Source organism: Pseudomonas sp. lyk4-TYG-107, assembly GCF_030209055.1.
Taxonomy (GTDB): Bacteria; Pseudomonadota; Gammaproteobacteria; order Pseudomonadales; family Pseudomonadaceae; genus Aquipseudomonas; species Aquipseudomonas putida_A.
In genome coordinates this window covers 40,989-65,689 of sequence record NZ_JARVST010000008.1, presented here as the reverse complement: position 1 = coordinate 65,689, position 24,701 = coordinate 40,989, and the positions used below count along the sequence as shown (strand labels likewise).

Genomic DNA, 24,701 nt, shown 5'->3' with positions numbered 1-24,701 from the left:
CAGTTTCGAAACAGTTATCTCGAGATACTTTTCGCCGTTGTCACTTCTCACCCGGAGAACCGACATGAAATCAGCCCATCTCAACCCCCTGAGCGCCCTGACCCTGTTACTGCTGGCGGCAACCGGCCAGTGCCAGGCCAATGAACTGTTCCCGGCATTGCCCGCCAATAAAACCATCGGGGTTCAGGTCAAAGTCCAGACCTTCTCCGCTGCGGACGCCGAGCGCGTCAAAGCCACCGGCTTCAGTTTCGTGCGGTTTGGCGTATGGACTGACAGCCTGCCCAGCGCGGCCTACCAGAAGCAGATCAGCGATGCCTTCGCCGTGGCCCGCGCTGCTGGTCTTCCGGTGCTGATGACCCTGCGCGCGACCAAGCCGTTACCGGCCAATGATCTGGCGAACGCGGGGGTCGCGTATGCCAACGCGCTGACCAGCCTGGCAGCGACCTATGGCTCACAACTGGTGGCGATCGAGCTATGGAATGAGCCGGACCTCGGCACCTACTGGCCGACCGGCAATTTCGACACGACCTTCGTGCCGTTCATGAGCGCAGCGTGCAAGACCCTTCAAGACAAACCCCAGACTGTCCCGGTGATCGGTTTTGGTTTTGCCCGGCCACCGACCGCCGGCTCGGCGTCCACCGTGGCACTCAACCGAATCGTCAGCGAATACCCCAAATGCCTCAACGCGGTTTCCTACCATCCCTACGGCATGAGCGGCACGCAGATCAGCAACGCCCAGGCGTTTATCCAGCAGAACTTCCATCTGCCGGGGGTGATCAGCGAATGGGGCATCTCGGCGCTCGCCTCCAACGGCGGGATTGAGGGTCAGGCCAGCAAAATCAGCGCATTCGTCGCCGATATCAAAACCCGCAACATTGCCCTGACCTCGATTTACGAGTGGAAAAACAGCGACACCGGCAGCAATGACCGCGAGAAGAATTTCGGTCTGTTGACGTCCGATGGCCAGCCGAAACCGGCAGAAACTGCGGTCAAAACCCAGCTAAGCCAGCAATAACCTCCATCAATGTGCTCAAGGGGCGCTGGCCGTCAGTTGCTTTGAACCTGCGGCCGATTTTGGCATCGTATTCATCGATACCGCGCCCCACCATTCAAACAGCCGTTCTCAGGTTGTTGCCCCCGGGGAACCCGTTGCGCCTTGATGCCCTTGAGTGGCTGTCAACGCTCGGGTAATGTCGTCAAACCCACAGGACAGAGCACACCCATGACTTCCAAGCTGGAACAACTCAAACAGATGACCACCGTAGTTGCCGACACCGGCGACTTCGAAGCGATCGCCCGGGTCAAGCCGGTCGACGCCACCACCAACCCTTCCCTGCTGCTCAAGGCAGCCGCCATCCCCGCCTACGCCGAGCTGCTGAACGCCTGCGTCAGCGACTGCAAGGGCGACGTGGGTCTGGCCAGCGACCGTTTCGGCGTCGCCGTGGGCCAGGAAATCCTCAAAGTGATTCCGGGCCGCATTTCCACCGAAGTGGACGCGCGCCTGTCGTTCGACCAGGACGCCGTGCTCAAGCGTGCGCATCGCCTGATCGAGCTGTACGACAAGGCCGGCATCGGCCGTGACCGCGTGCTGATCAAGATCGCTTCGACCTGGGAAGGCATCCGCGCTGCGGAGATCCTCGAGAAGGAAGGCATCCAGACCAACCTGACCCTGCTGTTCTCCTTCGCTCAGGCTGCCGCTTGCGCTGACGCCGGGGTGTTCCTGATCTCGCCGTTCGTGGGCCGCATCTACGACTGGTACAAGAAGGCTAACGGCAACGACTACACCGGCGCCGATGATCCGGGCGTGCAGTCGGTCACCCGCATCTACAACTACTACAAGGCCAATGACTACAAGACCGTGGTCATGGGCGCCAGCTTCCGCAATCTGAGCCAGATCGAGCAACTGGCCGGCTGCGATCGCCTGACCATCAGCCCGGACCTGATCGACAAGCTCGCGGCAGACACCGGCAAACTGGAACGCAAACTCGCCCCGGGCCACGCCGGCGAAGCGCGCCTGAGCCTCAGCGAAGCGCAATTCCGCTGGCTGTCCAACGAAGACGCGATGGCTACCGAAAAACTGGCTGAGGGCATCCGTCAATTCGCCCGTGACCAGGAGAAGCTCGAGGCGCTGCTGCAGGCCAAGCTGTGATCTGAGTCGCTGAAACGCAAAAAGGGCGAACCCAAACGGGTTCGCCCTTTTTTTATGCGGTGCTGAAAGATGCATCGTCTGGACTGGCGCCTTCGCGAGCAAGCCCGCTCCCACAGGGTCAGGTGTGGAATGAAGATCTCGGGTTCACTCAATCACTGTGGGAGCGGGCTTGCCCGCGAAGAGGCCGGAACAGACAACCTCAACCCCAAAGAATCAGTGTCTTTCGAGGGCGTTAACCAGATCATGAAAGGCTTCACGATTGGAGTCGTTCAGGCCCATGAGGATCTTGTGCGCTTCGAGCACCTTGATCCGCACCACTTCTTCGGACTGGTCCTGATCCGGGAGGTCATCCAGGCACTCGGGGCACGGCACCGGGTGGTTGACGATGTTGAACACCTGCTCGAAGCCCATCGACTGCAGCAGACGGGTGATGTCTTCGTGGGTGGTGACGACGGTCGGCAGCAGGCCGACCTTTTGCCGCGACAGGATCGACAGTTTGGCCAGCAGGCCGAGGGTGGTGCTGTCGATGCTGCGGGTTTCGGTCAAATCGATCACGATCGCGTTGAAATTCAACGCGGTGAAGATTTTCTCAATAGTCGCATCCAACGCCGAACACAGGGTCAGGCGAACTTCACCGACGAACTTCAGGACGAAGGTGCCGTCCTGCTCGGCGAACTGGATTCTACCGGTACTCATTGAAGGTTCCTGCTCAACACCAACAGGGCGATATCATCCGGCATCTCCCCTAGCGTGGCCAATCCAAACACTTGCCGCAGACCATCCAGGCTGCCGCCCGCCGACTTCACCCGTTGGGGCAAAGCGGCTTCTTTTTCCTTGAGCGTCGGTTCTGGCAACAGATCCAGAATGCCGTCGGACATCAGCGTCAGGCTGAACGTCGGAGGCAGCTCAAGCACGTGATCTTCGTAGGTGGCCTCATTGAACAGGCCCACCGGCAAACCGCGGCCTTCGAGGTAACGAACACTGTCAGGCGTGTACAACACAGGCAACGGCAGATGGCCGCCGATGCTATAGGTCAACAAACCGGTCTCCTCGTCGATGACTCCACCGACCATTGTGACGTGTTTGCCCAGCTTACAACTGATCAGCCCCCGGTTGATATGACCAAGGACTTCCGAAGGCTTGAATTCCGGCAACGTGCCGTTGCGCTTGGACTCGAACAGCAGGCGCGTGGTCATGAACTTCAGCAGCACCGTGACGAACGCTGACGAGGCGCCATGCCCCGATACGTCGGCCAGGTAGAACGCCACCCGACGCTCGTCGACACGGAAGTAGTCGACAAAATCACCCGACAGGTACAACGACGGGATGATCTGGTGGGCAAACTGGAACTCGTCGATGCGCCACGGGCTTTCCGGCAGCATGTTCATCTGCACCTGACGACCGGCGTTCTGGTCTTCCTGGAGCAGGTTCAGGCTGGCTTCGAGCTCGCGGTTGGCCTTCTCCAGCTTCTCGCGGTAGCGCTGGTTCTCCAGCAACAGGCGCGCACGGTCCAGCGCGCGACGCACCGAATGCTCGAGCACGGCCAGGTCTTCGAGAGGCTTGATCAGGTAGTCCGCCGCACCGAGGCGCAGCGCCTCGACCGCGTCGTTCATCACGCCGGCACCCGAAACGACGATCATCGGCGTTTGCGGTGAGCGCTCGGTGACCTGACGGATGAGTTCGAGACCACCCATCTGCGGCATGCGCAGATCGCAGATGACCAAGTCGGGCTTGTCTTGCTCGAATACCTGAAGACCCTGTTGGCCGTTGCTGGCCTGCAGGACGCTGAAACCACTGTCTTCCAAATAGGCCGCGAGGCTCGCGCGCACTACTTCGTCATCATCGATTATCAGCAGCGTGGCACTGGTTTTTGGCATGTGGGCAAACGGCGCCAGAATTAGGTTGGCGTAGCAGGCGGGGCATCGGCCCGGCTCAGACTACTGGATTCGCTTTCTAGCCTCTCTGCTGCACCGCTTTCGAGCATTGAGCCGGAACGCGATTGCACCAGAGGTGCCCTTCTAAGGCGCAGACGGTACTCCCATCCGCGGGGCGTTTCAAGCATGCGCCGATGGTCGCTTGACGACTTTACTTGTCAAATCACCGAGAGTTATAAGAACAGCTCAAACCGTAACCCAATGGAAGGTCGAAGCCATGAGTCAAACCGGTCGGGACTACAGCGAAAAGCGCGATTTCATCCGCATGCGGGTCGATGCCGATGTGGTGTTGATTCATGAAGGTGATGAGATCGCCGGCGTGTGCATCGACCTCTCTAGCAGCGGCATGCAGGTCGAAGCGCCGCGCCAGTTCGCGGTTGGAGACCGCTTGAGCGTACGCATCGATTCCGAGCATGCCGCGTTGAGTGGGCTGGAAGCGGAGACCGAAGTGGTCTGGGTCAAGGCCCAGAACGGCGATGGCCAGAAGCTCGGCCTGACCATTCTGCAGATGAAATAAGCGCACACAAAAAAGGCGGCCTCGCGGGCCGCCTTCCTGTCATCGGTCGAGATTAAAAATCGTCTTCGACCTGACCATCCTTGACCTTGAACTCGCGGTTCTGCAGGTAGGCGTTGCGGATGAAGGTGTATTTGTCGCCGCTGATCAGCTTCTCGCTCGACAGCAGGCTGGCGCGGGTGTCGACGATGTTCAGGCCGAACACCGAGTTACGGACAGGCACGTCGTTGATGTAGCGGTACGGACCGGTGAAGCTGTCGACGTACTTGGACGGTGCATCACGCAGGGTGCTCGGGCCGAGCAACGGCAGCATCACGTACGGGCCGCTGCTGACGCCCCAATAACCGAGGGTCTGGCCGAAGTCTTCGTCACTGCGATTCAGGCCCATTTTGGTGCCGACATCGAAGAAGCCCAGCAGGCCGAAGGTGGTGTTGAAGATGATACGCGCGGTATCGACACCGGCTGCTGCCGGCTTGGCCTGCAGAATGTTGTTCGCCAGGTTGGTGACGTCACCGACGTTGCGGAACATGTTGTGGATGCCGTCTTCGAGGAACTGCGGCGTCACGAACTCATAACCCTGCGCCAGCGGCTTGAGCGCGTAGGTGTCAACGAAGTCGTTGAACTGGAAGATCGGGCGGTTGACGCTTTCCCAAGGGTCTTCTTCCGTTGCAGCGTTGGCGGCGAACGGAACCAGCAGGACGCTGGCACATACACATAGCTGAGCGAGAGGATTGCTCCAGCGCATAGAAAAACTCCTTGGATTTTTACTGGCGCGGGCACCCGGGCCCAGGCATTAAGAGCGCTAGTATAAGCGCAAAAGCCGTTTTGGGCAGTCTGCCCGTGAAGAGTAATGCAGGACGTTTCCAGGGAGCGCCTTCACACCCCTGTCATCCAACTGTCACCGGCGTCGCCTAGCCTCATGCCTATTTCAGGGACGTTGCCATGACCCACGCTGAAGTCTTGCCTGTCGCCGCGCCCGGCCTGACCGCCGTGCTGTTCGGACTCAGTGGCTGTCTGGTGGATTTCGGTGCTCGCGCACATCAACACGCCAGCGTGCTGCCCGAGCACGCCGACGTCACACCCGGCGCTCTCGACAGCCTGCTCAGCCTGCAGCGCCAGCAGATTCCCTGTGCGTGGATCGACGAGCTGCCCCCTGCCCTCGCGCATCCCCTGGCGGCCTCTCTGCCGGCGTGGATCAAACCGACGCAATATTCAGCAACAATCAATCCGTGGCCCGCACCGAACGCCTGCTGGCAGGCGCTGATGGGTTTGAACGTCAGCTGCCTGGATGGCTGCGTGCTGGTGAGCGGCGAGCCCCGGTTGCTGCAATCGGGCCTCAACGCCGGGCTGTGGACCATTGGCCTGGCGTCCTGCGGCTCACTGTGCGGCCTGTCGCCGAGCGAGTGGCAAGCCTTGAGCCAACAGGAACGCGAACAGCGCCGCGGCAAGGCGACCCTGCAGTTGTTCAATCTGGGCGTGCATTCGGTGATCGATCATCTGGGCGAACTCGACACCTGCCTGGCCGACATCAACCTGCGCCGCCTCAAGGGCGAAAAGCCCTGACCGGGATCATGCAGGTTGCCGCAGAGTGGATTAATCTAAAGGTCAGCCATAGACCTTTGGCGCGCGGCTGCGGTCAATGCCAGTGCCTCTTGATAAAAGGAACCCCACCATGCCCGCCCAAGAACTGCAAAAACAACTCGACACCCTGCGCGAGCAACTGGAGCAGAATCCTCCGCTGTCCGAAGCCGAACGTGAAGATCTGCATGCGCTGATGGCGCAGATCGAATCGGAAATCAAACTGGAGAACGCCACTCAGGATGCCAGCATCGCCGACGGTGTGAATCTGGCAGTGGACCGCTTCGAACTCGAACACCCGGCCATTGCCGGCACCCTGCGCAATATCGTCAATGCGTTGGGTAGCATGGGGATCTGATTTTCCTCCCCTGAAATGCAAAAAGCCCTGCCAGCGCTGGCAGGGCTTTTTCATAGGCGCGATTTGAAACGCGATCCCTTGTAGGAGTGAGCCTGCTCGCGATAGCGGTGTATCAGTAGACATCCATGTTGTATGTCAGTCCGCAATCGCGAGCAGGCTCACTCCTACCGGGGTTATTTATTGGCGCACAAGGCGCTGGTTCGGCAGTTGCGCAGTCTCAGTGCTGCGATACGGGTTGATATCCAGCCCGCCCCGGCGCACATAGCGCGCAAACACCGTGAGTTTCTCCGGCTTCAGCAAACGTTGCAGGTCGAGAAAAATCCGCTCCACGCACTGCTCGTGGAAGTCCGAGTGCTGGCGGAAACTGACGATGTATTCCAGCAGACTCGCGTGATCCAGCGCCGCACCACGATATTCCACCACCACGCTGCCCCAGTCCGGCTGACTGGTCACCGGGCAGTTGGATTTGAGCAGATGGCTATGCACGCTCTCTTCGACAATCTTCGAATCATCGCAACGCAGCAGTTCCGGACGCGGATGCTCATAGTTGCTGACGCTGATGTCCAGATCGTCGATGCACACGCCGGGCAACGCCACGACGCCTTCGGCTTCGACGTCCTTCAGGCTGCGTACCCGTACGCCGACCGGTTTGCCGGCAGCGGCCGACAAGTCCTTGACCAGTGTTGCTTCCAGGCTGGCGATATCGGCAAACGGCGTCTGATTCAGCGAGTTCAGGTACAACTTGAACGACTTCGATTCGATGATGTTCGGCGAATCCGCCGGAATACTGAATTCACCGATCGCCACCACCGGCTTGCCCGACGGCAGCAGCCACGACAGTTCGAAGCAATTCCAGAAATCCACGCCTTTATACGGCAGGGTTTCGGCGGTCAGGCCCAGCTCGGCCCATTTCGCGGTGCGCGGAATCGGGAACAGCAGGGACGGCGTGTACGTGGCGATGTATTCGCTGGATTTGCCCAGCGGCGAATGTTCGGCTGCGGGATGCATGGCGGAAACCTGACTGAAGAATCAGCGGATTCTATCAGCCTTTGCGCCCGCCTTTGAGTGCTTACTGACTGACAGTCAGTTTGCCGACCATGCCCGCCTGGTAGTGACCGGGAATATTGCAGGCGAACTCCAGGCTGGTGGCCTTGCTGAAGGTCCAGGTCAGCTCGGCGGTCTTGCCCGGCTCGACCAGCACGCTATTGGGGTCGTCGTGCTTCATGCCGTGGCCCATGCTGCCGTGATCCATACCCGCCATGTCGTGGGACATTTCTTTCATGCCGGTAGGCGTGAGCATGCCGCTTTGCTGCATCTGCAACATTTCCTGCTGGTGCTGGGCATGCATCGCCGCGTCACCGAGGTTGAATTCGTGCAGCAACTGGCCTTTATTCACCAGCACAAAGCGAACCGTCTCACCGGCCTTGACCTGAATCGCCTTGGGATCGAACGACATGTCGTTCAGTACAACTTCAATGCTGCGAGTAGCCTTGGCTGCTGGTGCCGGTTGGCCGAAATCATAGCTGTGCGCGGGTGCGGCCCAGACAGGTGAACTCAGCGCCAGCACACAGGCGGCGACGGCCAGAGGGTTGCGCAAAAACATAGTCATACTCCAACAAGATAAGGTTCAGCCTGTGGGAAACTCTAGCCCGCCTGCGCTGGCAGCTACCTGACAGGCAGATTACAACTTTGTCAGGTTGGCATGTGTCGCCTGCTCCCACGGTATAACGCTTTTGTTCCTACAACCCGAGTCGCCCATGAAACTGCTGATCGTCGAAGACCAACCGAAAACCGGCCACTACCTGCGCCAGGGCCTGACCGAGGCCGGCTTCAACACAGAACTGGTGGCCGACGGCGTCAGCGGTCAGCAACTGGCGTTGAGCGGAGATTATGCGCTGTTGATTCTCGACGTGATGCTGCCCGGGCGCAGTGGCTGGCAGATTCTGCAGGCGGTGCGCAACGCCGGCCTTGACACGCCGGTACTGTTTCTGACCGCCAAAGATGCAGTCGAAGATCGGGTTCACGGCCTCGAACTCGGCGCCGACGATTATCTGGTCAAACCGTTCGCCTTTTCCGAATTGCTGGCCCGGGTGCGCAGCCTGCTGCGCCGGGGCAGCGCCCTGCCCCAGGAAACCAGTCTGCAACTGGCCGACCTGCGTCTGGACCTGATTCGCCGTCGGGTCGAACGCAGTGGCCAGCGCATCGACCTCACCGCCAAGGAATTCGCCCTGCTGGAAATGCTTCTGCGCCGTCAGGGTGAAGTGCTGCCGAAATCGCTGATTGCCTCGCAAGTCTGGGACATGAACTTCGACAGCGACACCAACGTGATCGAAGTGGCGATCCGTCGCCTGCGCCTGAAGATCGACGATGACTTCCCCAACAAACTGATCCACACCGTGCGCGGCATGGGTTACGTGCTTGAAGAGCGTCCGGCCTGATGCGTCGCCTGTCCTTGAGCTCTCGTCTGGCCTTGCTGTTTGCCGCCTGCACCGCCGTAGTATCGCTGTTCGCCGGGGTGCTGTTCAGCCGCGCCAGCGAGGCGCACTTCATTGAGCTCGATCAGCAATTGCTGGACGGCAAGCTGATCGGTTTGCGCCGTGCCTTGCAGGATGTGCAACCCGTTCAGCGTGAGGCGCGGCTGGCGGATGAGCTGAGCCGTCAGGCCGATCTGGCGCTGCGTATTACCGGCAGTGACGGCCAGCGCTGGTACGACAGCTCGATCAATTTACCGCAGGACTTGCCGCAACAGCCGGGCCTGTCGACCATCAGCCATGACGGCGCCGACTACCGCGTGCTCAACGCCCCGCTCTACCCTGACAAAACCGACTCGCCACAGCTCACTCTGCTGCTGGACATCACTCATCACCAGCACTTCCTGCAGCGCATGCAGCATCTGATCTGGCTGACCGTCGGCTTGTCGGCCCTGGCCACCGCGCTGCTCGGCGCGTGGGCCGCGCGCAGCGGTTTGCGTCCGTTGCGCCGTATGAGCGCAGTCGCCCGTGGGATTTCTGCACATTCGCTCAACGCCCGACTGCCGGAAGCGCAAATGCCGCCAGAACTTGCAGAAATGGCCCACAGCTTCAACGCCATGCTCGGACGCCTCGACGACTCGTTTCAACGGCTGTCGGCGTTCTCTGCCGACATCGCCCATGAACTGCGCACACCGCTGTCGAACCTGCTGACCCACACCCAAGTCACCCTCACCCGCCCACGGCCAATCGAGGATTACCGCGAAGCCCTGCACAGCAACCTCGAAGAACTGCAATGGATGGCGCAACTGGTCAACGACATGCTTTATCTGGCCAAGGCTGACCACGGTTTGCTGATGCCCAAGCGTGAGGCACTGGAACTGGCGGATGAGAGCGATGTGCTGCTGGAGTTTTTTGCGCCACTGGCCGAGGACGCCGGGGTGACGCTGAGCCGCGAAGGTCATGCGCGTATAGAAGGCGATCGCAGCATGCTGCGCCGGGCCTTGTCGAATCTGCTGGATAACGCGCTGCGCTTCACCCCGGCGTCAGGCAGCGTGCGCCTGTCCATCGTCGATCAACCGCACATAGCGCAGGTGTCGGTGGAGAACAGTGGCGAAGGCATTTCGGCAGAGTTGTTGCCACGGCTGTTTGACCGGTTTTATCGAGCAGATCCGGCGCGGCAGGAAGGCAGCAGTGAACATGCGGGGCTGGGGCTGGCGATTACCCAATCGATCGTCCGCGCGCATGGCGGGCAGATTCATTGCGAATCGGCTGCGGGGTGGACGCGGTTTGTGATCGAGTTGCCCAAAGGAGAATGAGGTCGATAGGACCGGCCCCTTCGCGAGCAGGCTCGCTCCCCCAATTGGAATGCATTTCCCTGTGGGAGCGAGCCTGCTCGCGAAGACGGTATTGGCGCTTACGAATATCTCAGCGCATGCGCCGGCTCAATCTTCGCCGCCCGCAACGCCGGGTACACCGTCGCCAGGAAGCTCAGAATAAAGCCCGCCGAGCAGATCAACAGCACATCCCCGCCCTGCAATTCCGAAGGCAGGTTGCTGACGAAGTACACGTCGGAACTGAAGATGTGCTGCCCGGTAACGCGCTCAACCCAGCCGACCATCTCGCTGACATTCAGCGCCGCGATCACGCCGAGCACGCCGCCAATCAGCGTGCCGACAATCCCGATCACCGTGCCCTGCACCATGAAGATCGCCATGATCTGCCGTGGCGTGGCGCCGATGGTGCGCAGGATCGCGATGTCCGCGCCCTTGTCGTTCACCACCATGATCAACGTGGCGATGATGTTGAACGCCGCCACGGCGACGATCATCAGCAACAGCAGGCCGATCATGGTTTTTTCCATTTTCATCGCGCTGAACAGGCTGCCCTGGGTGTGGGTCCAGTCGTCAGCCTTGAAGTCGACACCGAGGCCTGCGGCGATGTCCGAGGAGACTTTCGGCGCAGCGTACAGATCCTTCACCGCCAGGCGCACGCTCTGCACTTGATTCGGCTGCCAGTGCTGCATGGTCGCGGCATCGGCCACGTGGATCAGCCCCATCGAGCCGTCCAGTTCAGCGCCGACCTTGAACACACCGACCACGTTCAGGCGCTGCATGCGCGGGGTAATGCCACCCGGTGCGGTGCTGACTTCCGGCACGATCAGAGTGATCTTGTCGCCGACGTTGAGGCGGAAGCGGCGCGCGGTGATTTCACCGATCACTACACCGAACTCGCCCGGTTTCAGGTCATCGAGACGCCCCTGCACAATGTGCTGGGCCACGATCGACACCTTGCCTTCCTGGGCCGGGTCGACGCCGCTGATCTGGATCGGCTGCATCAAACCCTTGTAGGACAGCATGCCTTCCATCTCGGTGAACGGCACGGCGGCGGTCACTTCCGGATTTTTCAGCGCGGCGGCGGCTACCGGCTGCCAGTCATCGATCGGCTTGACGCCAACGATGGTCGCGTGCGGCACCATGCCGAGGATGCGCGAGCTCATTTCACGCTGGAAGCCGTTCATCACCGACAGCACCACGATCATCGCCAGCACGCCGAGGGCGAGCCCGATCATCGAAGTCATCGAGATGAACGAAACAAAGCGATTGCGGCGCTTGGCGCGGGTATAGCGCGTGCCGATAAAGATCGATAACGGTCTGAACATTCGCTGGGGCACCGTATAAAAAATCAAGCTTAAAAAAGCGGCCAATCGCTTGAGAGCGTAGCGAGCGAAGGAAAGACAAGGCAAAAACAGGCGAGGAAGCGGAGTCTACTGGCTGTAAATGAGCATTCCGAGCCTGTTTTTAACGCAGTATTTCCGAGCGCAGTAGCTCTCAAGCGATTGGAGTCAGGCAGCCTTCCTGCAATTGAAGGACGCGGTCCATCTGGCGGGCCAGGTTCATGTCGTGAGTCACCACCAGGAACGCCGTGCGCATTGAAGTGCTGAGTTCCAGCATCAAGTCCTGGATGCCTTCGGCGGTGTGCGAATCAAGGTTGCCGGTTGGCTCGTCGAGCATCACCAGGCCTGGATTGTTCACCAGCGCCCGGGCGATGGCCACACGCTGGCGCTCGCCACCGGACAGCTCGGCCGGTTTGTGCTCCAGACGATGGCCCAGCCCCACCCGCTCCAGCAATGCGGTAGCGCGCTGGCGTGCTTCCGGGATCGCGGTCTTGCCGATCAGCAGCGGCATGCAGACGTTTTCCAGCGCGGTGAATTCCGGCAGCAAGTGGTGGAACTGGTACACGAACCCCAAGGCACGGTTACGCAGCAGGCCACGCTTCTTCTCGCTCAGCGCCGACAGTTCTTCGCCGTCGAGCCAGACGCTGCCTTCAGTCGGCGTGTCGAGACCGCCCAGCAGGTTGAGCAAGGTACTTTTGCCGGAACCGGACTTGCCGACGATCGCCACACGCTCGCCCGGGTGCAACTCCAGTTGCAGACCGGCCAACACTTGCACCGACTCCGGGCCTTCCTCGTAGGATTTGCCCAGGTTGCGGCAGCTCAAAATTGCTTTATCACTCATGCCCGACTCACTCATAACGTAGCGCCTCCGCCGGCTGGGTGCGCGCAGCACGCCAGGCGGGATACAGGGTGGCGAGGAAACTCAGGACCAACGCAGCAGCGCAGACCATGACCACGTCCTGGCTCTGCACCTGCGACGGCAGGTAATCGATGAAATACACATCGGCGTTGAGGAACTTGTGGCCGATCAGCCCTTCGAGGGCGGAAATCGCCGCACTGACGTTGAGCGCAGCGAGAATACCGAGCACGGCGCCAATCGCCGTACCGACCACGCCGATCACGGTGCCCTGCACCATGAACGTGCGCATGATCGTCCCCGGCGTGGCGCCGAGGGTACGCAGAATGGCGATGTCGCTCTTCTTGTCATTTACCACCATCACCAGCGTGGAAATGATGTTGAACGCAGCCACCGCGACGATCAGCAGCAACAGCAGACCGATCATGGCTTTTTCCATGCGGATCGCCTGATACAGGTTGCCGTGGGTGCGGGTCCAGTCGCGGGCGTAGTAATGGTCTTCGCCCAGCTGCTGGGCGATGGTCCAGGCCACGCGTGGCGCCTGGAACAGATCATCGAACTTCAACCGGATGCCCTGCACCTGATCGGGCTTCCAGCGGTGCATCTTCGCCAGATCCTGCAGGTTGGTAACGCCCAGGTAGCCGTCCAGCTCACCGGCGCCGACATGGAAGATGCCGACCACGGTAAAGCGCTTCATGCGCGGGAACATCCCGGCGGGGGTCACGCTGACCTCCGGCGCGACGAAGGTGACTTTGTCACCGAGGCCCACGCCGAGCTTGGTCGCGGCCTTGTCGCCGATGACGATGCCGAAGCTGCCCGGCGTCAAATCGTCGAGTTTGCCCTGCTTCATGAAGTTGTCGATGATCGACACATTGCGCTCGAGCGCGGGGTCGATGGCGTTGAGCAACACCTTGGACACCTGGCCGTTGTTGGTCAGCAAACCCTGCATCTGGGTGAACGGCGCAACCGCCGTCACCTCAGGGTTGCGTTTGACCTTGGCGGCCAGGCTCTGCCAATCGTTGATCGGCTCGCCGGTTTCAAGAGTCGCGTGGGGCACCATGCCCAACACGCGGGTGCGCATCTCATGATCGAAGCCGTTCATCACCGATAGCACCACGATCATCACGACCACGCCAAGGGCGAGCCCGATCATCGAAGTCAGGGAAATGAATGACACAAAATGATTGCGACGCTTTGCACGGGTATAACGCGTGCCGATAAATACGAAGAGAGGTCTGAACATGTCGGGGCTTGTTCGGAGGGAAAAGGAACGTCCTTGTGGCGGGGGTCGATAACCAGCTTTACACTCAGACCACCGCCGCTACCATGGGTTCGCCATGTCGACATTAGATGAAGAAGATCGCCGCGAATACTACCGTATCGAGGACATGATCGCACTGGAAATTCGGCCCCTGTCCGCTCCCGAAGCCGCAGGCCAGGAAGTGTTGCAGGATGCTTCTCCACTGTTCAACCTGCTCAGCGAACTGCACCTGAGCGAATTCGAGTCGCAGCACCTGTTGCGCCAGATCAGCGAACGCGACCGGGCTATCGCCGCGTTCCTCAAATCCCAGAACAAACGCATCGACCTGCTCAGCCAGGTGGTCGCCCTGACCGTGCTCGGCCATATCGGCGAGCCACAACCGGTGATCATCTCCGAAGGCGGGATCGACTTTCAGCACCCGACCCCGATTGCCACTGGCGCGCACCTTTCGGTGAAACTGGTGCTGATGCCGCAGGCACTGGGCCTGCTGCTGCGCGCCCGCGTCACCCATTGCGACCGCAAGGGCGACGGCTACGACGTCGGCACCGAGTTCGAACACTTGACCGACGCCCAGCGCCAGTTGCTCGCCCGCTATATCTTGCAGAAACAGGCCCAGGAACGACGCCTGGCCCGTGAACAGAACGAATCAGGCATTTAAATTAAGGAAGCACCGTGACCCTCATCTACGGCCACCGCGGCGCCAAGGGCGAAGCACCGGAAAATACCCTGAGCAGTTTTCAGGAATGTCTCAAGCACGGCGTACGCCGTTGCGAACTGGATCTGCACCTGTCCAAGGACGGCGAGCTGATGGTGATCCACGACCCGACCCTCAAGCGCACCACCGACCGGCGCGGCAAGGTGGTCGAACACACCGCCGCCGAACTGGTGACCTACGACGCGCGCAAGGGCGGCCCGGGCTGGATCAAACCGTGCCCGATTCCGACCCTGGAAGAATTGTTCGAGCAGTGTGATTTCGAGCACTGGCAACTGGAAGTCAAAAGCGCTTCACGCACCCGCGCCGCGACTACCGTACTGGCGATTCGCGAAATGGCCCAGCGTCATGGCCTGCTGGACAAGGTCACCATCACTTCGAGCTCGCGGGAAGTGCTGAAAGCGGCGCTGGACCTGGTACCGGACGTGTCGCGTGGACTGGTGGCCGAATACGCCTGGCTCGACCCGTTGAAGGTCGCCGCCAGCTATGGCTGTGAGATTCTGGCTCTGAACTGGACGCTGTGTACGCCGGAACGCCTGCAGAAGGCGCAGCGTCAGGGGCTGCATGTGTCGGTGTGGACCGTCAACGAGCCTGCGCTGATGCGCAGACTCGCCGACTTCGGCGTTGACAGCCTGATTACAGACTTTCCCGGTTTGGCCACTGCCACCCTCGAGAATTGCTGAAATCGGTCTCCCCGGCCGGCTCAGGCCACCGGCCGGAGCCCGTCAAAAAAGCCGGTTGAGGCCGTCGTACGCCGCTACCCGATAGGCTTCGGCCATGGTCGGGTAGTTGAACGTGGTGTTGACGAAGTACTTCAGCGTATTCAACTCGCCCGGCTGGCTCATGATCGCCTGACCGATGTGCACGATCTCCGACGCCTGATAACCGAAGCAGTGAACACCCAGCACTTCCAGGGTTTCACGGTGGAACAGGATCTTCAGCATGCCTTGCGGCTCGCCGGCGATCTGCGCACGCGCCATGCTCTTGAAGAACGCCTTGCCGACTTCGTACGGCACCTTGGCCTGGGTCAGCTCCTGCTCGTTCTTGCCGATCGAACTGATCTCCGGAATGGTGTAGATACCGGTCGGCACGTCGTTCACAAAGCGCCAGCTGCCGTTATCAACGATGCTGCCGGCAGCCGAACGACCCTGGTCGTGGGCGGCACTGGCCAGGCTCGGCCAGCCGATCACGTCGCCAGCGCCGTAGATGTTCGGCACGCAGGTGCGGTAAGCCTCGTCGACTTCGATCTGGCCACGGCTGTTGACCTTGACCCCGATGTTTTCCAGACCGAGCTGGTCGGTGTTGCCGGTACGGCCGTTGCACCAGAGCAAGGCATCGGCCTTGATCTTCTTGCCGGACTTGAGGTGCAGGATAACCCCGTTATCGACGCCCTCAACGCGATCGTAATCTTCGTTGTGGCGCACGGTGATGTTGTTGTTGCTGAAGTGATAGCTCAACGCCTGGGAGATTTCCGAGTCGAGGAAGCTCAGCAACTGACCGCGGTTGTCCACCAGTTCAACCAGTACCCCCAGACCGCTGAAGATCGAGGCGTATTCGCAACCGATCACACCGGCGCCGTAAACGATGAGTTTGCGCGGGGTGTGGCCGAGGCTGAGGATGGTGTCGCTATCGTAGATACGCGGATGATTGAAATCGATGTCCGCCGGGCGATAAGGGCGCGAACCGGTGGCGATGATGATGTGCTTGGCCACCAGCTTCTCGACCACACCGTTGGCGCAGACCACTTCGATGGTTTGCTCGTCGGCGAAGCTGCCGGTGCCGAAGAACACGTCGACGCGGTTACGGGCGTAGTAGCCAGTGCGCGAAGCGACTTGTTTGGAAATGACTTTCTCGGCGCTTTTCAACACGTCCGGGAAGGAGAACCAGCGCGGTTCGCCGATCGCCCGGAACATCGGGTTGGTGTTGAACTGCATGATCTGCCGCACCGAGTGACGCAGGGCCTTGGACGGGATGGTTCCCAGGTGGGTGCAGTTACCGCCGACCTGGCGACGGCTGTCGACCATCGCCACCTTGCGCCCTGCTTTGGCGGCGTTCATTGCCGCGCCTTCTCCCGCCGGGCCGGAACCCAACACCACCACGTCGTAGTTGTAGACAGCCATGCGTACTCCTCAGAACAGGCCGCGGTGCCAGCAGCACCGGCGGCTAAATCACGCCGAATCGTGGCGCGAAGGAACAATTGGGGGTCAGTAAAGAACCCGGACACAGTCTATAGAAGCGTCAACGCCGCGCACATTAACCCTTGGTCGCGTCGTAGGCTACTTTTGCCTGCACTACAACGCCAGCTTTCGTACTGTTTTCAGTCAACTTTTGCGCCACTGAGGCGCTCGAAAGCTGCACTGGTGCGGATAACAAAACCTGTATCGGCACGAATCACGAAGAATGCACCAATGTCGTGTTTTTCGGCATAGTCCCAAGCCCTTTCCGGCCCGAGAATCAGCAACAGCGTCGATAGTCCATCGGCCATCAACGCTGAAGGATGAATCACCGTGACCGACGCCAGGCTGTGTAAGACCGGCGCTCCGCTACGCGCATCGAAGGTGTGGGAATAGCGCCGGCCATCCTGCAGAAAATAGTTGCGGTAATCACCGGAGGTGGAAACCCCGTAGCCGTCGACCTGAATGATCCGTTCGGTCACCTGTTGATCGTCTCGCGGCTCTTCCAGCGCAATACGCCAGGATGAGCCATCAAGCTTCTTGCCCTTGGCCTTTAGCTCACCGGTGGCTTCGGCGAGATAGTCATGGATGCCCATCGACTCGAGCCTGGCGGCGATGGTGTCGACCGCGTAACCGGCGGCGATGCTGTTGAAGTCGACTTCGACAGCGGCGTCCTTGCACAAGCGGTCGCCGTCGATATGCAAATGGCGGTAGCCGACTCGCTGCAGGGTTTCGGCCAGCGCGGCGGAGTCGGGGACTTTCTCTTCACGCCCTTGCGGGCCGAACCCCCACAGGTTCATCAGCGGTTCGACAGTCAGGTCGTAGGAACCTTCGCTTTGCTCCGACAGCTGCTCGCCGACACGGACCAATTCGAGCACGGCAGCCGGCATGGTCTGACAGCTGTTCGCTGGCAAGGCATTGAAACGTTCGATGTCGGAGTCATTGCGATAGGTCGACATCTGCCGATCCACTTTCGCGAGGATAGCCTCCACTTCCCGGCGAACTTGCGCCGGTTCGGCAATACCCGAGTGCCGCACGTACTTGATCGAATACGTGCTGCCCATGGTCGCCCCCCCAAAGCTTTCCATGGACTCACCGTTGCCACAGGCAGCGAGGACAACCGCCACACTCACAAGCCAAACCCACCGTCCAGTGAACAATTCTTCATCTCCCCATAAAAGCGCGCCAGCCATTATGGATCAAAGGCCCGCACGCTCCCCAACGGATGCAACGCGTCATAAGAAACCAATAATGAGTAACTGAAAATGTCCTCGACCACGGGCAAAGGCAAAGCGATTTTTCGCGTTGTCAGCGGCAATTTTCTCGAGATGTTCGACTTTATGGTCTATGGCTTCTACGCCACGGCCATCGCCAAAACCTTCTTCCCGGCCGACAGCGCCTTCGCTTCCCTGATGCTGTCCCTGGCCACCTTCGGTGCCGGTTTCCTGATGCGTCCGCTGGGCGCGATCTTCCTTGGTGCCTACATTGACCGTCACGGTCGTCGCCAGGGCCTGATCATTACCCTTGCGTTGATGGCCGCCGGTACGATCCTGATCGCCTGCGTGCCGGGCTATGCCACTCTGGGTGTTGCAGCGCCGTTGATCGTGCTGTTCGGTCGCTTGCTGCAAGGCTTCTCGGCCGGCGTCGAGCTGGGCGGAGTTTCGGTGTATCTGGCGGAAATCGCTACGCCGGGCCGCAAAGGCTTTTTCGTCAGTTGGCAGTCCGCCAGCCAGCAGGCGGCGGTGGTGTTTGCCGGCCTGCTCGGGGTGGGCCTCAATCACTGGCTAAGCCCGGAACAGATGGGTGACTGGGGCTGGCGTGTGCCGTTCCTGATCGGCTGCATGATTGTTCCGGTGATCTTCGTCATTCGTCGTTCCCTGGAAGAAACCCCGGAATTCCAGGCGCGTAAACATCGCCCTACCCTGCGGGAAATCGTCCGCTCAATCGGTCAGAACTTTGGCATCGTCATCGCCGGCATGGCGCTGGTGGTGATGACCACGGTTTCGTTCTACCTGATCACCGCCTACACCCCGACCTTCGGCAAGGCTGAACTGCATCTGTCGGATTTCGACGCGCTGCTGGTGACCGTGTGCATCGGTCTGTCGAACTTCTTCTGGCTGCCGGTGATGGGCGCGGTGTCCGACAAGATCGGGCGCAAACCCCTACTGCTGGCGGCGACCCTTCTGGCGATCCTGACCGCCTACCCGGCGCTGTCGTGGCTGGTGGCGAACCCGAGTTTCAGCCATCTGCTGATTGTCGAACTGTGGTTGTCGTTCCTGTACGGTTCGTACAACGGCGCGATGGTCGTGGCTCTGACCGAAATCATGCCGGTGGAAGTGCGCACCACCGGATTCTCGCTGGCCTATAGCCTGGCGACGGCGACCTTTGGTGGCTTCACGCCGGCAGCCTGTACTTACCTTATCCACGTGCTGGACAACAAGGCTGCGCCGGGGATCTGGCTCAGCGGTGCGGCGGTGCTGGGACTGATTGCGACGCTGGTGCTGTTCCGTGGCAATAAGCATGAGCTGCGGACTGCGCAAGCGGCCGTGGCAGGTGGCGCCCGATAAAACGCCTTCGGGAGCAAGCCCCCTCCCACAAGGTCCGGTGGTGCCAACATGATTGTGTGAACACCGCCAAACCTGTGGGAGGGGGCTTGCTCCCGAAGAGGCCGGTACAGGCAATAAAGATTCAGCAGGCATAAAAAAACGCCCCGACCTAAGTCGGGGCGTTTTCATTTGCAGCGAAGGCTTAGCGCGGGAATGCTGGCGGGTTTACACCGGCCATGTCTTCCATCACGCGAACCACCTGGCAGCTGTAGCCGAACTCGTTGTCGTACCAGACGTACAGCACAACGCGGTTGTCCTGAACGATGGTCGCTTCAGCGTCGACCACACCGGCGTGACGCGAACCCACGAAGTCAGTGGACACCACTTCCTGCGAGTTGACGAAGTCGATTTGCTTGTGCAGATCGGAGTGCAGCGCCATGTAGCGCAGGTACTCGTTCATCTCTTCACGGCTGGCGACTTTCTCAAGGTTCAGGTTGAGAATGGCCATCGACACGTTTGGCGTCGGAACGCGGATCGCGTTACCGGTCAGCTTGCCGGCCAGCTCAGGCAGAGCCTTGGCAGCAGCGGTGGCAGCACCGGTTTCGGTGATGACCATGTTCAGCGCGGCGGAACGGCCACGGCGATCGCCCTTGTGGAAGTTGTCGATCAGGTTCTGGTCGTTGGTGTACGAGTGAACGGTTTCGACGTGACCGTTGATGATGCCGAACTTGTCATTCACAGCCTTCAGCACCGGCACGATGGCGTTGGTGGTGCAGGAAGCGGCGGACACGATCTTGTCGTCAGCGGTGATTTCGTTGTGGTTGATACCGTGAACGATGTTCTTCAGCTTGCCTTTGCCAGGCGCGGTCAGAACAACGCGAGCGACACCCGGGCATTGCAGGTGCTGACCCAGGCCATCGGCGTCACGCCATACACCGGTGTTGTCCACCAGCAGCGCGTCTTTGATGCCGTACTGGGTGTAATCCACCTCGGTCGGGTTCTTCGCGTAGATCACCTGGATCAGGTTACCGTTGGCGGTGATGGTGTTGTTTTCTTCGTCGATGACGATGGTGCCGTTGAACGGACCGTGTACCGAATCGCGACGCAGCAGGCTGGCGCGCTTGGTCAGGTCGTTTTCGGCGCCTTTGCGCACGACGATGGCACGCAGACGCAGACCGTCGCCACCACCGGTTTTCTCGATCAGGATGCGCGCCAGCAGACGGCCGATACGACCGAAGCCGTACAGCACAACGTCAGTGCCTTTGCGGGCCGAAGCGTTTTGCTGACCAACCACGTCAGCCAGTTCTTCACGCACGAACTGCTCGGCGCTGCGGCCATTGCCTTCGCTGCGGAATTTGAACGCCAACTTGCCCAGGTCTACCGAAGCCGCGCCGAGCTTGAGCTCGCTCATGGCTTTCAGCAGAGGGAATGTTTCGTGGACGGAGAGTTCGCTATCGTCGGAGGAACGGTGGCGAGCAAAGCGGTGAGCTTTGAGAATCGCGATGACAGACTGGTTGATCAGGCTGCGGCCATAGATCGAGCTCACCACGTTGTTATTGCGGTAGAGCTGACCGATAAGCGGAATCATCGCTTCTGCGAGTGCTTCACGGTCGATCCATTCACCAAGACACTGGTCGGGCTTCTGAGTCACGGGAACCTTCCACATGTAGGGGCAGAAAAAAGGGGCTACATTATGCCGCCGAGAACCTCTTGTAGCAATGCGCGCTTGTCGCGCAATCGGTAACAAAATTCCGTTCAAAAAAATTACGCCCCGCGCCAGCCCAGTAAAACCGGGGCTTCCAGCGCAGTCAATTTTTCGACGACTGTTAGACGATGTCTGTAACCCTCCGTAACACCAGTCGATTTCGGCACTACATAACCACTAAAAAAGTGCTCGTTTTTATGGTTACCACTACATTTTGCGCAAACCGTGAAGATAGACGCAGTCTGCAACTGACAGCCGGCACCGGACGCCGCTACAATTACCGACTTTGTCGCAAAGCCTGGAGCTCAACCTTCCGTGCCCGTTCTGCGTCTACCGCTTCTCCCTGCCGCGGCAGGTAAACAGCATTGGGGCAACCTGCCCGGTGCTGCCCTCAGCCTCGCGATTGCCGAGGCTGCCAGCGCTGCCAAGCGCTTCACCCTGCTACTGACCGCCGACAGCCAGAGTGCCGAACGGCTGGAACAGGAGCTGAGTTTCTTCGCCCCGGATTTGCCCGTGCTGCATTTTCCCGACTGGGAAACCCTGCCGTACGATCTGTTCTCGCCGCACCAGGACATCATCTCCCAGCGTATCGCCAGCCTTTATAGACTGCCGGAACTGGCGCACGGCGTGCTGGTGGTGCCGATCACCACCGCCCTGCACCGCCTGGCGCCGACCAAGTTTCTGCTCGGCAGCAGCCTGGTGCTGGATGTCGGGCAGAAGCTCGATGTCGAACAGATGCGCTCGCGCCTTGAGGCCAGCGGCTATCGCTACGTCGATACGGTCTACGAGCACGGCGAGTTCACCGTGCGCGGCGCGCTGATCGACCTGTTCCCGATGGGCAGCAAACTGCCCTATCGTATCGACCTGTTCGACGACGAAATCGAAACCCTGCGCACCTTCGATCCGGAAAACCAGCGCTCCATCGACAAGGTCGATTCGGTCAAGCTGCTGCCGGCCCGAGAGTTCCCGCTGCAGAAAGATGCGGTCACCCGCTTCAAGGCGCGCTTTCGCGAGCGTTTCGATGTCGACTTCCGGCGCTGCCCGATCTTCCAGGACTTGAGCAGCGGCATCACCCCGGCCGGTATCGAGTACTACCTGCCGCTGTTCTTCGACGAAACCTCGACACTGTTCGATTACCTGCCGCAGGACACTCAAGTGTTCTCGCTGCCGGGTATCGAACAAGCGGCAGAAAACTTCTGGAACGACGTGCGCAATCGCTACGAAGAGCGCCGCGTCGATCCATCGCGCCCTCTATTGCCGCCTGCGGAATTGTTCCTGCCGGTGGAAGACTGCTTCGCCCGCCTCAAGAGCTGGCCACGGGTCGTTGCCAGTCAGCAGGACGTCGAATCCGGTGCCGGTCGCGAGCGCTTCCCGGCGCAGGCACTGCCAAACCTGGCGATCGAAGCCAAGGCCACACAACCACTGGCGGCGCTCTCGACATTCCTCGACGAATTCCCCGGACGCGTGCTGTTCACCGCCGAATCCGCGGGCCGGCGTGAAGTCCTGCTGGAGCTGCTGGAACGGCTGAAGCTGCGGCCGAAAACCGTCGACAGTTGGCCGGACTTCGTTTCGAGCAAGGATCGCCTGGCGATCACCATCGCGCCGCTCGACGAAGGCTTGATGCTCGATGACCCGGCGCTGGCGCTGGTGGCGGAGAGCCCGTTGTTCGGTCAGCGCGTCATGCAGCGTCGTCGCCGGGAAAAACGCGCCGACGCCAACAACGATGCAGTGATCAAAAACCTTACCGAACTGCGCGAAGGCGCGCCGGTGGTGCACATCGATCACGGTGTCGGGCGTTATCTGGGCCTGACGATTCTGGAAATCGACAACCAGGCTGCGGAGTTCCTCACTCTGGAATATGCGGAGAACGCCAAGCTCTATGTGCCGGTGGCCAACCTGCATCTGATCGCGCGTTACACCGGCAGCGATGACTCACTGGCGCCGCTGCACCGCCTCGGCTCCGAGACCTGGCAGAAAGCCAAGCGCAAAGCCGCCGAACAGGTGCGCGATGTCGCCGCTGAGCTGCTCGACATCTATGCCCGTCGTGCCGCCCGCGAAGGCTACGCGTTTGCCGACCCGAAAGCCGATTACGCGACCTTCAGCGCCGGTTTCCCGTTCGAAGAAACGCCGGACCAGCAAGCGACCATCGAAGCGGTGCGCGAAGACATGCTCGCGCCAAAGCCGATGGATCGTCTGGTCTGCGGCGACGTCGGTTTCGGCAAGACCGAAGTGGCGATGCGCGCAGCGTTCATCGCCGTACACGGCGGGCGTCAGGTGGCGATTCTGGTGCCGACCACCCTGCTCGCCCAGCAGCACTACAACAGTTTCCGCGACCGTTTCGCCGACTGGCCGGTGACCGTGGAAGTGATGAGCCGCTTCAAATCGGCCAAGGAAGTCAACGCGGCGATCGCCGACCTGGCGGAAGGCAAGATCGATATCGTCATCGGCACGCACAAGCTGCTGTCCGACGATGTGAAGATCAAAAACCTGGGTCTGGTGATCATCGACGAAGAGCACCGCTTCGGTGTGCGGCAGAAAGAACAGCTCAAGGCCCTGCGCAGCGAAGTCGACATTCTCACGCTGACCGCCACGCCGATTCCGCGCACGCTGAACATGGCGGTGTCGGGCATGCGTGATCTGTCGATCATCGCCACCCCGCCGGCGCGCCGCCTGTCGGTACGCACCTTCGTCATGGAGCAGAACAAGAGCACGGTCAAAGAGGCTCTGCTGCGTGAACTGCTGCGCGGTGGGCAGGTTTACTACCTGCACAACGACGTCAAAACAATCGAGAAGTGCGCGGCGGATCTCGCCGAACTGGTGCCGGAAGCACGGATCGGCATCGGTCACGGACAGATGCGCGAACGCGAACTCGAACAGGTGATGAGCGACTTCTATCACAAGCGCTTCAACGTGCTGATCGCCTCGACCATCATCGAGACCGGCATCGACGTGCCGAGCGCCAACACCATCATCATCGAGCGCGCCGACAAGTTCGGCCTGGCGCAATTGCACCAGCTGCGCGGACGCGTCGGCCGCAGTCACCACCAGGCTTACGCGTACCTGCTAACCCCGCCGCGCCAGCAAATCACTTCGGACGCGGAAAAGCGTCTGGAAGCGATTGCCAACACCCAGGATCTGGGCGCCGGTTTCGTGCTGGCGACCAACGACCTGGAAATCCGTGGTGCCGGCGAACTGCTGGGCGACGGCCAGAGTGGGCAGATTCAGGCCGTGGGCTTCACGCTGTACATGGAAATGCTCGAGCGCGCGGTGAAGTCGATCCGCAAGGGCGAACAGCCGAACCTCGATCAACCGCTCGGCGGTGGCCCAGAGGTCAACCTGCGCGTGCCTGCGCTGATTCCGGAAGATTATCTGCCGGATGTTCACGCCCGTCTGATTCTGTACAAGCGCATCGCTTCGGCCACCGACGAGGAAGGCCTGAAGGATCTGCAAGTGGAGATGATCGACCGTTTCGGCCTGCTGCCGGAGCCGACCAAGAATCTGGTGCGCATCACTGCGCTGAAGTTGCAGGCCGAACAGCTGGGCATCAAAAAAGTCGACGGTGGCCCGCAGGGTGGACGCATCGAGTTCGCCGCGCAGACGCCGGTCGACCCGATGACCTTGATCAAACTGATCCAGACTCAGCCAAAACGCTACAAATTCGAAGGCGCCACGATGTTCAAGTTCCAGGTGCCGATGGAACGCCCGGAAGAGCGCTTTAATACTGTAGAGGCGCTGTTCGAGCGCCTCCTCCCGAAAACTGTTTGAAGGA

At 60.4% G+C, this 24,701-nt stretch carries 22 protein-coding genes; 11 read left to right on the top strand and 11 right to left on the bottom strand.

Annotation, left to right across the window (positions count from 1 at the left end):
* Positions 1-64: 64 nt before the first annotated feature.
* Positions 65-1,015, top strand: a complete 951-nt coding sequence (locus tag QRN61_RS09060; RefSeq protein ID WP_285373614.1) for a glycosyl hydrolase family 5 — start codon at positions 65-67, stop codon at positions 1,013-1,015.
* Positions 1,016-1,222: 207 nt separating this feature from the next.
* Positions 1,223-2,149, top strand: a complete 927-nt coding sequence (gene tal, locus QRN61_RS09055) for a transaldolase (RefSeq protein ID WP_108183327.1) — start codon at positions 1,223-1,225, stop codon at positions 2,147-2,149.
* 213 nt (positions 2,150-2,362) lie between these two features.
* Here the strand turns inward: tal and rssC are convergent, their stop codons facing one another.
* The gene (rssC, locus tag QRN61_RS09050; protein WP_003226553.1) at positions 2,363-2,845 is read right to left on the bottom strand and encodes an anti-sigma factor antagonist RssC; all 483 of its coding nucleotides are present in this window, start codon (positions 2,843-2,845) and stop codon (positions 2,363-2,365) included.
* Complete coding sequence (rssB, locus tag QRN61_RS09045) at positions 2,842-4,026, bottom strand: two-component system response regulator RssB (protein WP_041074010.1); 1,185 nt, start codon at positions 4,024-4,026, stop codon at positions 2,842-2,844. Before rssB ends, rssC begins: the two co-directional genes overlap by 4 nt.
* A 274-nt stretch (positions 4,027-4,300) precedes the next feature.
* Here rssB and QRN61_RS09040 point away from each other — a divergent pair, with 274 nt between their 5' ends.
* On the top strand, positions 4,301-4,600 hold the full coding sequence (locus QRN61_RS09040; RefSeq protein WP_115989290.1) for a PilZ domain-containing protein: 300 nt from the start codon (positions 4,301-4,303) through the stop codon (positions 4,598-4,600).
* Positions 4,601-4,652: 52 nt separating this feature from the next.
* Here QRN61_RS09040 and QRN61_RS09035 read toward each other — a convergent pair whose 3' ends face one another.
* A complete protein-coding gene (locus tag QRN61_RS09035) occupies positions 4,653-5,342 on the bottom strand; it encodes an MlaA family lipoprotein (protein WP_027611467.1) in 690 nt (229 codons plus the stop codon).
* Between the two features lie 197 nt (positions 5,343-5,539).
* Here QRN61_RS09035 and pcrP point away from each other — a divergent pair, with 197 nt between their 5' ends.
* Together pcrP and QRN61_RS09025 are read left to right on the top strand one after the other, a co-directional pair.
* On the top strand, positions 5,540-6,160 hold the full coding sequence (gene pcrP / locus QRN61_RS09030) for an HAD superfamily inactivated hydrolase PcrP (RefSeq protein ID WP_285373609.1): 621 nt from the start codon (positions 5,540-5,542) through the stop codon (positions 6,158-6,160).
* 109 nt (positions 6,161-6,269) lie between these two features.
* Positions 6,270-6,533 (top strand): DUF4404 family protein, encoded by a 264-nt coding sequence (locus tag QRN61_RS09025; RefSeq protein ID WP_135296239.1) that lies wholly within the window; start codon positions 6,270-6,272, stop codon positions 6,531-6,533.
* A 177-nt stretch (positions 6,534-6,710) separates the two neighbouring features.
* On the opposite strand, the gene queF is transcribed toward QRN61_RS09025, so the two are convergent.
* A complete protein-coding gene (gene queF / locus QRN61_RS09020) occupies positions 6,711-7,541 on the bottom strand; it encodes an NADPH-dependent 7-cyano-7-deazaguanine reductase QueF (protein WP_285373608.1) in 831 nt (276 codons plus the stop codon).
* 61 nt (positions 7,542-7,602) lie between these two features.
* Positions 7,603-8,136 (bottom strand): copper-resistant cuproprotein CopI, encoded by a 534-nt coding sequence (copI, locus tag QRN61_RS09015; protein ID WP_134786947.1) that lies wholly within the window; start codon positions 8,134-8,136, stop codon positions 7,603-7,605.
* Between the two features lie 154 nt (positions 8,137-8,290).
* Here copI and QRN61_RS09010 point away from each other — a divergent pair, with 154 nt between their 5' ends.
* Both QRN61_RS09010 and QRN61_RS09005 read left to right on the top strand, forming a co-directional pair.
* Positions 8,291-8,971: a heavy metal response regulator transcription factor gene (locus tag QRN61_RS09010; RefSeq protein ID WP_098964794.1), complete on the top strand. Its 681-nt coding sequence runs from the start codon at positions 8,291-8,293 to the stop codon at positions 8,969-8,971.
* On the top strand, positions 8,971-10,320 hold the full coding sequence (locus QRN61_RS09005) for a heavy metal sensor histidine kinase (protein WP_285373607.1): 1,350 nt from the start codon (positions 8,971-8,973) through the stop codon (positions 10,318-10,320). The genes QRN61_RS09010 and QRN61_RS09005 overlap by 1 nt, the downstream gene beginning before the upstream one ends.
* A 98-nt stretch (positions 10,321-10,418) precedes the next feature.
* Here QRN61_RS09005 and QRN61_RS09000 read toward each other — a convergent pair whose 3' ends face one another.
* The 3 genes from QRN61_RS09000 to QRN61_RS08990 all read right to left on the bottom strand — a co-directional run bounded on the left by QRN61_RS09000 (position 10,419) and on the right by QRN61_RS08990 (position 13,777).
* Complete coding sequence (locus QRN61_RS09000) at positions 10,419-11,663, bottom strand: lipoprotein-releasing ABC transporter permease subunit (RefSeq protein WP_285373606.1); 1,245 nt, start codon at positions 11,661-11,663, stop codon at positions 10,419-10,421.
* A gap of 169 nt (positions 11,664-11,832) precedes the next feature.
* Positions 11,833-12,519, bottom strand: coding sequence for a lipoprotein-releasing ABC transporter ATP-binding protein LolD (lolD, locus tag QRN61_RS08995; RefSeq protein WP_171061910.1), 687 nt, complete (start codon positions 12,517-12,519; stop codon positions 11,833-11,835).
* Positions 12,520-12,526: 7 nt separating this feature from the next.
* Positions 12,527-13,777: a lipoprotein-releasing ABC transporter permease subunit gene (locus QRN61_RS08990; RefSeq protein WP_007968198.1), complete on the bottom strand. Its 1,251-nt coding sequence runs from the start codon at positions 13,775-13,777 to the stop codon at positions 12,527-12,529.
* Positions 13,778-13,871: 94 nt separating this feature from the next.
* Here QRN61_RS08990 and QRN61_RS08985 point away from each other — a divergent pair, with 94 nt between their 5' ends.
* The gene (locus tag QRN61_RS08985) at positions 13,872-14,453 is read left to right on the top strand and encodes a PilZ domain-containing protein (protein ID WP_007968195.1); all 582 of its coding nucleotides are present in this window, start codon (positions 13,872-13,874) and stop codon (positions 14,451-14,453) included.
* Between the two features lie 14 nt (positions 14,454-14,467).
* Positions 14,468-15,190, top strand: a complete 723-nt coding sequence (locus tag QRN61_RS08980; RefSeq protein ID WP_008087738.1) for a glycerophosphodiester phosphodiesterase — start codon at positions 14,468-14,470, stop codon at positions 15,188-15,190.
* A gap of 42 nt (positions 15,191-15,232) precedes the next feature.
* Here QRN61_RS08980 and sthA read toward each other — a convergent pair whose 3' ends face one another.
* Complete coding sequence (gene sthA, locus QRN61_RS08975) at positions 15,233-16,627, bottom strand: Si-specific NAD(P)(+) transhydrogenase (RefSeq protein WP_003226580.1); 1,395 nt, start codon at positions 16,625-16,627, stop codon at positions 15,233-15,235.
* Positions 16,628-16,824: 197 nt separating this feature from the next.
* The gene (locus tag QRN61_RS08970) at positions 16,825-17,874 is read right to left on the bottom strand and encodes an FAD:protein FMN transferase (RefSeq protein WP_285373605.1); all 1,050 of its coding nucleotides are present in this window, start codon (positions 17,872-17,874) and stop codon (positions 16,825-16,827) included.
* A 72-nt stretch (positions 17,875-17,946) separates the two neighbouring features.
* Here QRN61_RS08970 and QRN61_RS08965 point away from each other — a divergent pair, with 72 nt between their 5' ends.
* Positions 17,947-19,248, top strand: coding sequence for an MFS transporter (locus QRN61_RS08965; RefSeq protein WP_047295263.1), 1,302 nt, complete (start codon positions 17,947-17,949; stop codon positions 19,246-19,248).
* Positions 19,249-19,429: 181 nt separating this feature from the next.
* On the opposite strand, the gene QRN61_RS08960 is transcribed toward QRN61_RS08965, so the two are convergent.
* Positions 19,430-20,893 (bottom strand): glyceraldehyde-3-phosphate dehydrogenase, encoded by a 1,464-nt coding sequence (locus QRN61_RS08960; RefSeq protein WP_285373600.1) that lies wholly within the window; start codon positions 20,891-20,893, stop codon positions 19,430-19,432.
* A 354-nt stretch (positions 20,894-21,247) separates the two neighbouring features.
* Here QRN61_RS08960 and mfd point away from each other — a divergent pair, with 354 nt between their 5' ends.
* Complete coding sequence (mfd, locus tag QRN61_RS08955) at positions 21,248-24,697, top strand: transcription-repair coupling factor (RefSeq protein WP_096797171.1); 3,450 nt, start codon at positions 21,248-21,250, stop codon at positions 24,695-24,697.
* Positions 24,698-24,701: the final 4 nt, after the last annotated feature.

Bases quoted from the DNA above. Each gene is read 5' to 3' on its own strand.
- QRN61_RS09060 (WP_285373614.1), top strand. From the start codon at position 65: ATGAAATCAGCCCATCTCAACCCCCTGAGCGCCCTGACCCTGTTACTG.
- tal (WP_108183327.1), top strand. From the start codon at position 1,223: ATGACTTCCAAGCTGGAACAACTCAAACAGATGACCACCGTAGTTGCC.
- rssC (WP_003226553.1), bottom strand. From the start codon at position 2,845: ATGAGTACCGGTAGAATCCAGTTCGCCGAGCAGGACGGCACCTTCGTC.
- rssB (WP_041074010.1), bottom strand. From the start codon at position 4,026: ATGCCAAAAACCAGTGCCACGCTGCTGATAATCGATGATGACGAAGTA.
- QRN61_RS09040 (WP_115989290.1), top strand. From the start codon at position 4,301: ATGAGTCAAACCGGTCGGGACTACAGCGAAAAGCGCGATTTCATCCGC.
- QRN61_RS09035 (WP_027611467.1), bottom strand. From the start codon at position 5,342: ATGCGCTGGAGCAATCCTCTCGCTCAGCTATGTGTATGTGCCAGCGTC.
- pcrP (WP_285373609.1), top strand. From the start codon at position 5,540: ATGACCCACGCTGAAGTCTTGCCTGTCGCCGCGCCCGGCCTGACCGCC.
- QRN61_RS09025 (WP_135296239.1), top strand. From the start codon at position 6,270: ATGCCCGCCCAAGAACTGCAAAAACAACTCGACACCCTGCGCGAGCAA.
- queF (WP_285373608.1), bottom strand. From the start codon at position 7,541: ATGCATCCCGCAGCCGAACATTCGCCGCTGGGCAAATCCAGCGAATAC.
- copI (WP_134786947.1), bottom strand. From the start codon at position 8,136: ATGTTTTTGCGCAACCCTCTGGCCGTCGCCGCCTGTGTGCTGGCGCTG.
- QRN61_RS09010 (WP_098964794.1), top strand. From the start codon at position 8,291: ATGAAACTGCTGATCGTCGAAGACCAACCGAAAACCGGCCACTACCTG.
- QRN61_RS09005 (WP_285373607.1), top strand. From the start codon at position 8,971: ATGCGTCGCCTGTCCTTGAGCTCTCGTCTGGCCTTGCTGTTTGCCGCC.
- QRN61_RS09000 (WP_285373606.1), bottom strand. From the start codon at position 11,663: ATGTTCAGACCGTTATCGATCTTTATCGGCACGCGCTATACCCGCGCC.
- lolD (WP_171061910.1), bottom strand. From the start codon at position 12,519: ATGAGTGATAAAGCAATTTTGAGCTGCCGCAACCTGGGCAAATCCTAC.
- QRN61_RS08990 (WP_007968198.1), bottom strand. From the start codon at position 13,777: ATGTTCAGACCTCTCTTCGTATTTATCGGCACGCGTTATACCCGTGCA.
- QRN61_RS08985 (WP_007968195.1), top strand. From the start codon at position 13,872: ATGTCGACATTAGATGAAGAAGATCGCCGCGAATACTACCGTATCGAG.
- sthA (WP_003226580.1), bottom strand. From the start codon at position 16,627: ATGGCTGTCTACAACTACGACGTGGTGGTGTTGGGTTCCGGCCCGGCG.
- QRN61_RS08970 (WP_285373605.1), bottom strand. From the start codon at position 17,874: ATGGCTGGCGCGCTTTTATGGGGAGATGAAGAATTGTTCACTGGACGG.
- QRN61_RS08965 (WP_047295263.1), top strand. From the start codon at position 17,947: ATGTCCTCGACCACGGGCAAAGGCAAAGCGATTTTTCGCGTTGTCAGC.
- QRN61_RS08960 (WP_285373600.1), bottom strand. From the start codon at position 20,893: ATGTGGAAGGTTCCCGTGACTCAGAAGCCCGACCAGTGTCTTGGTGAA.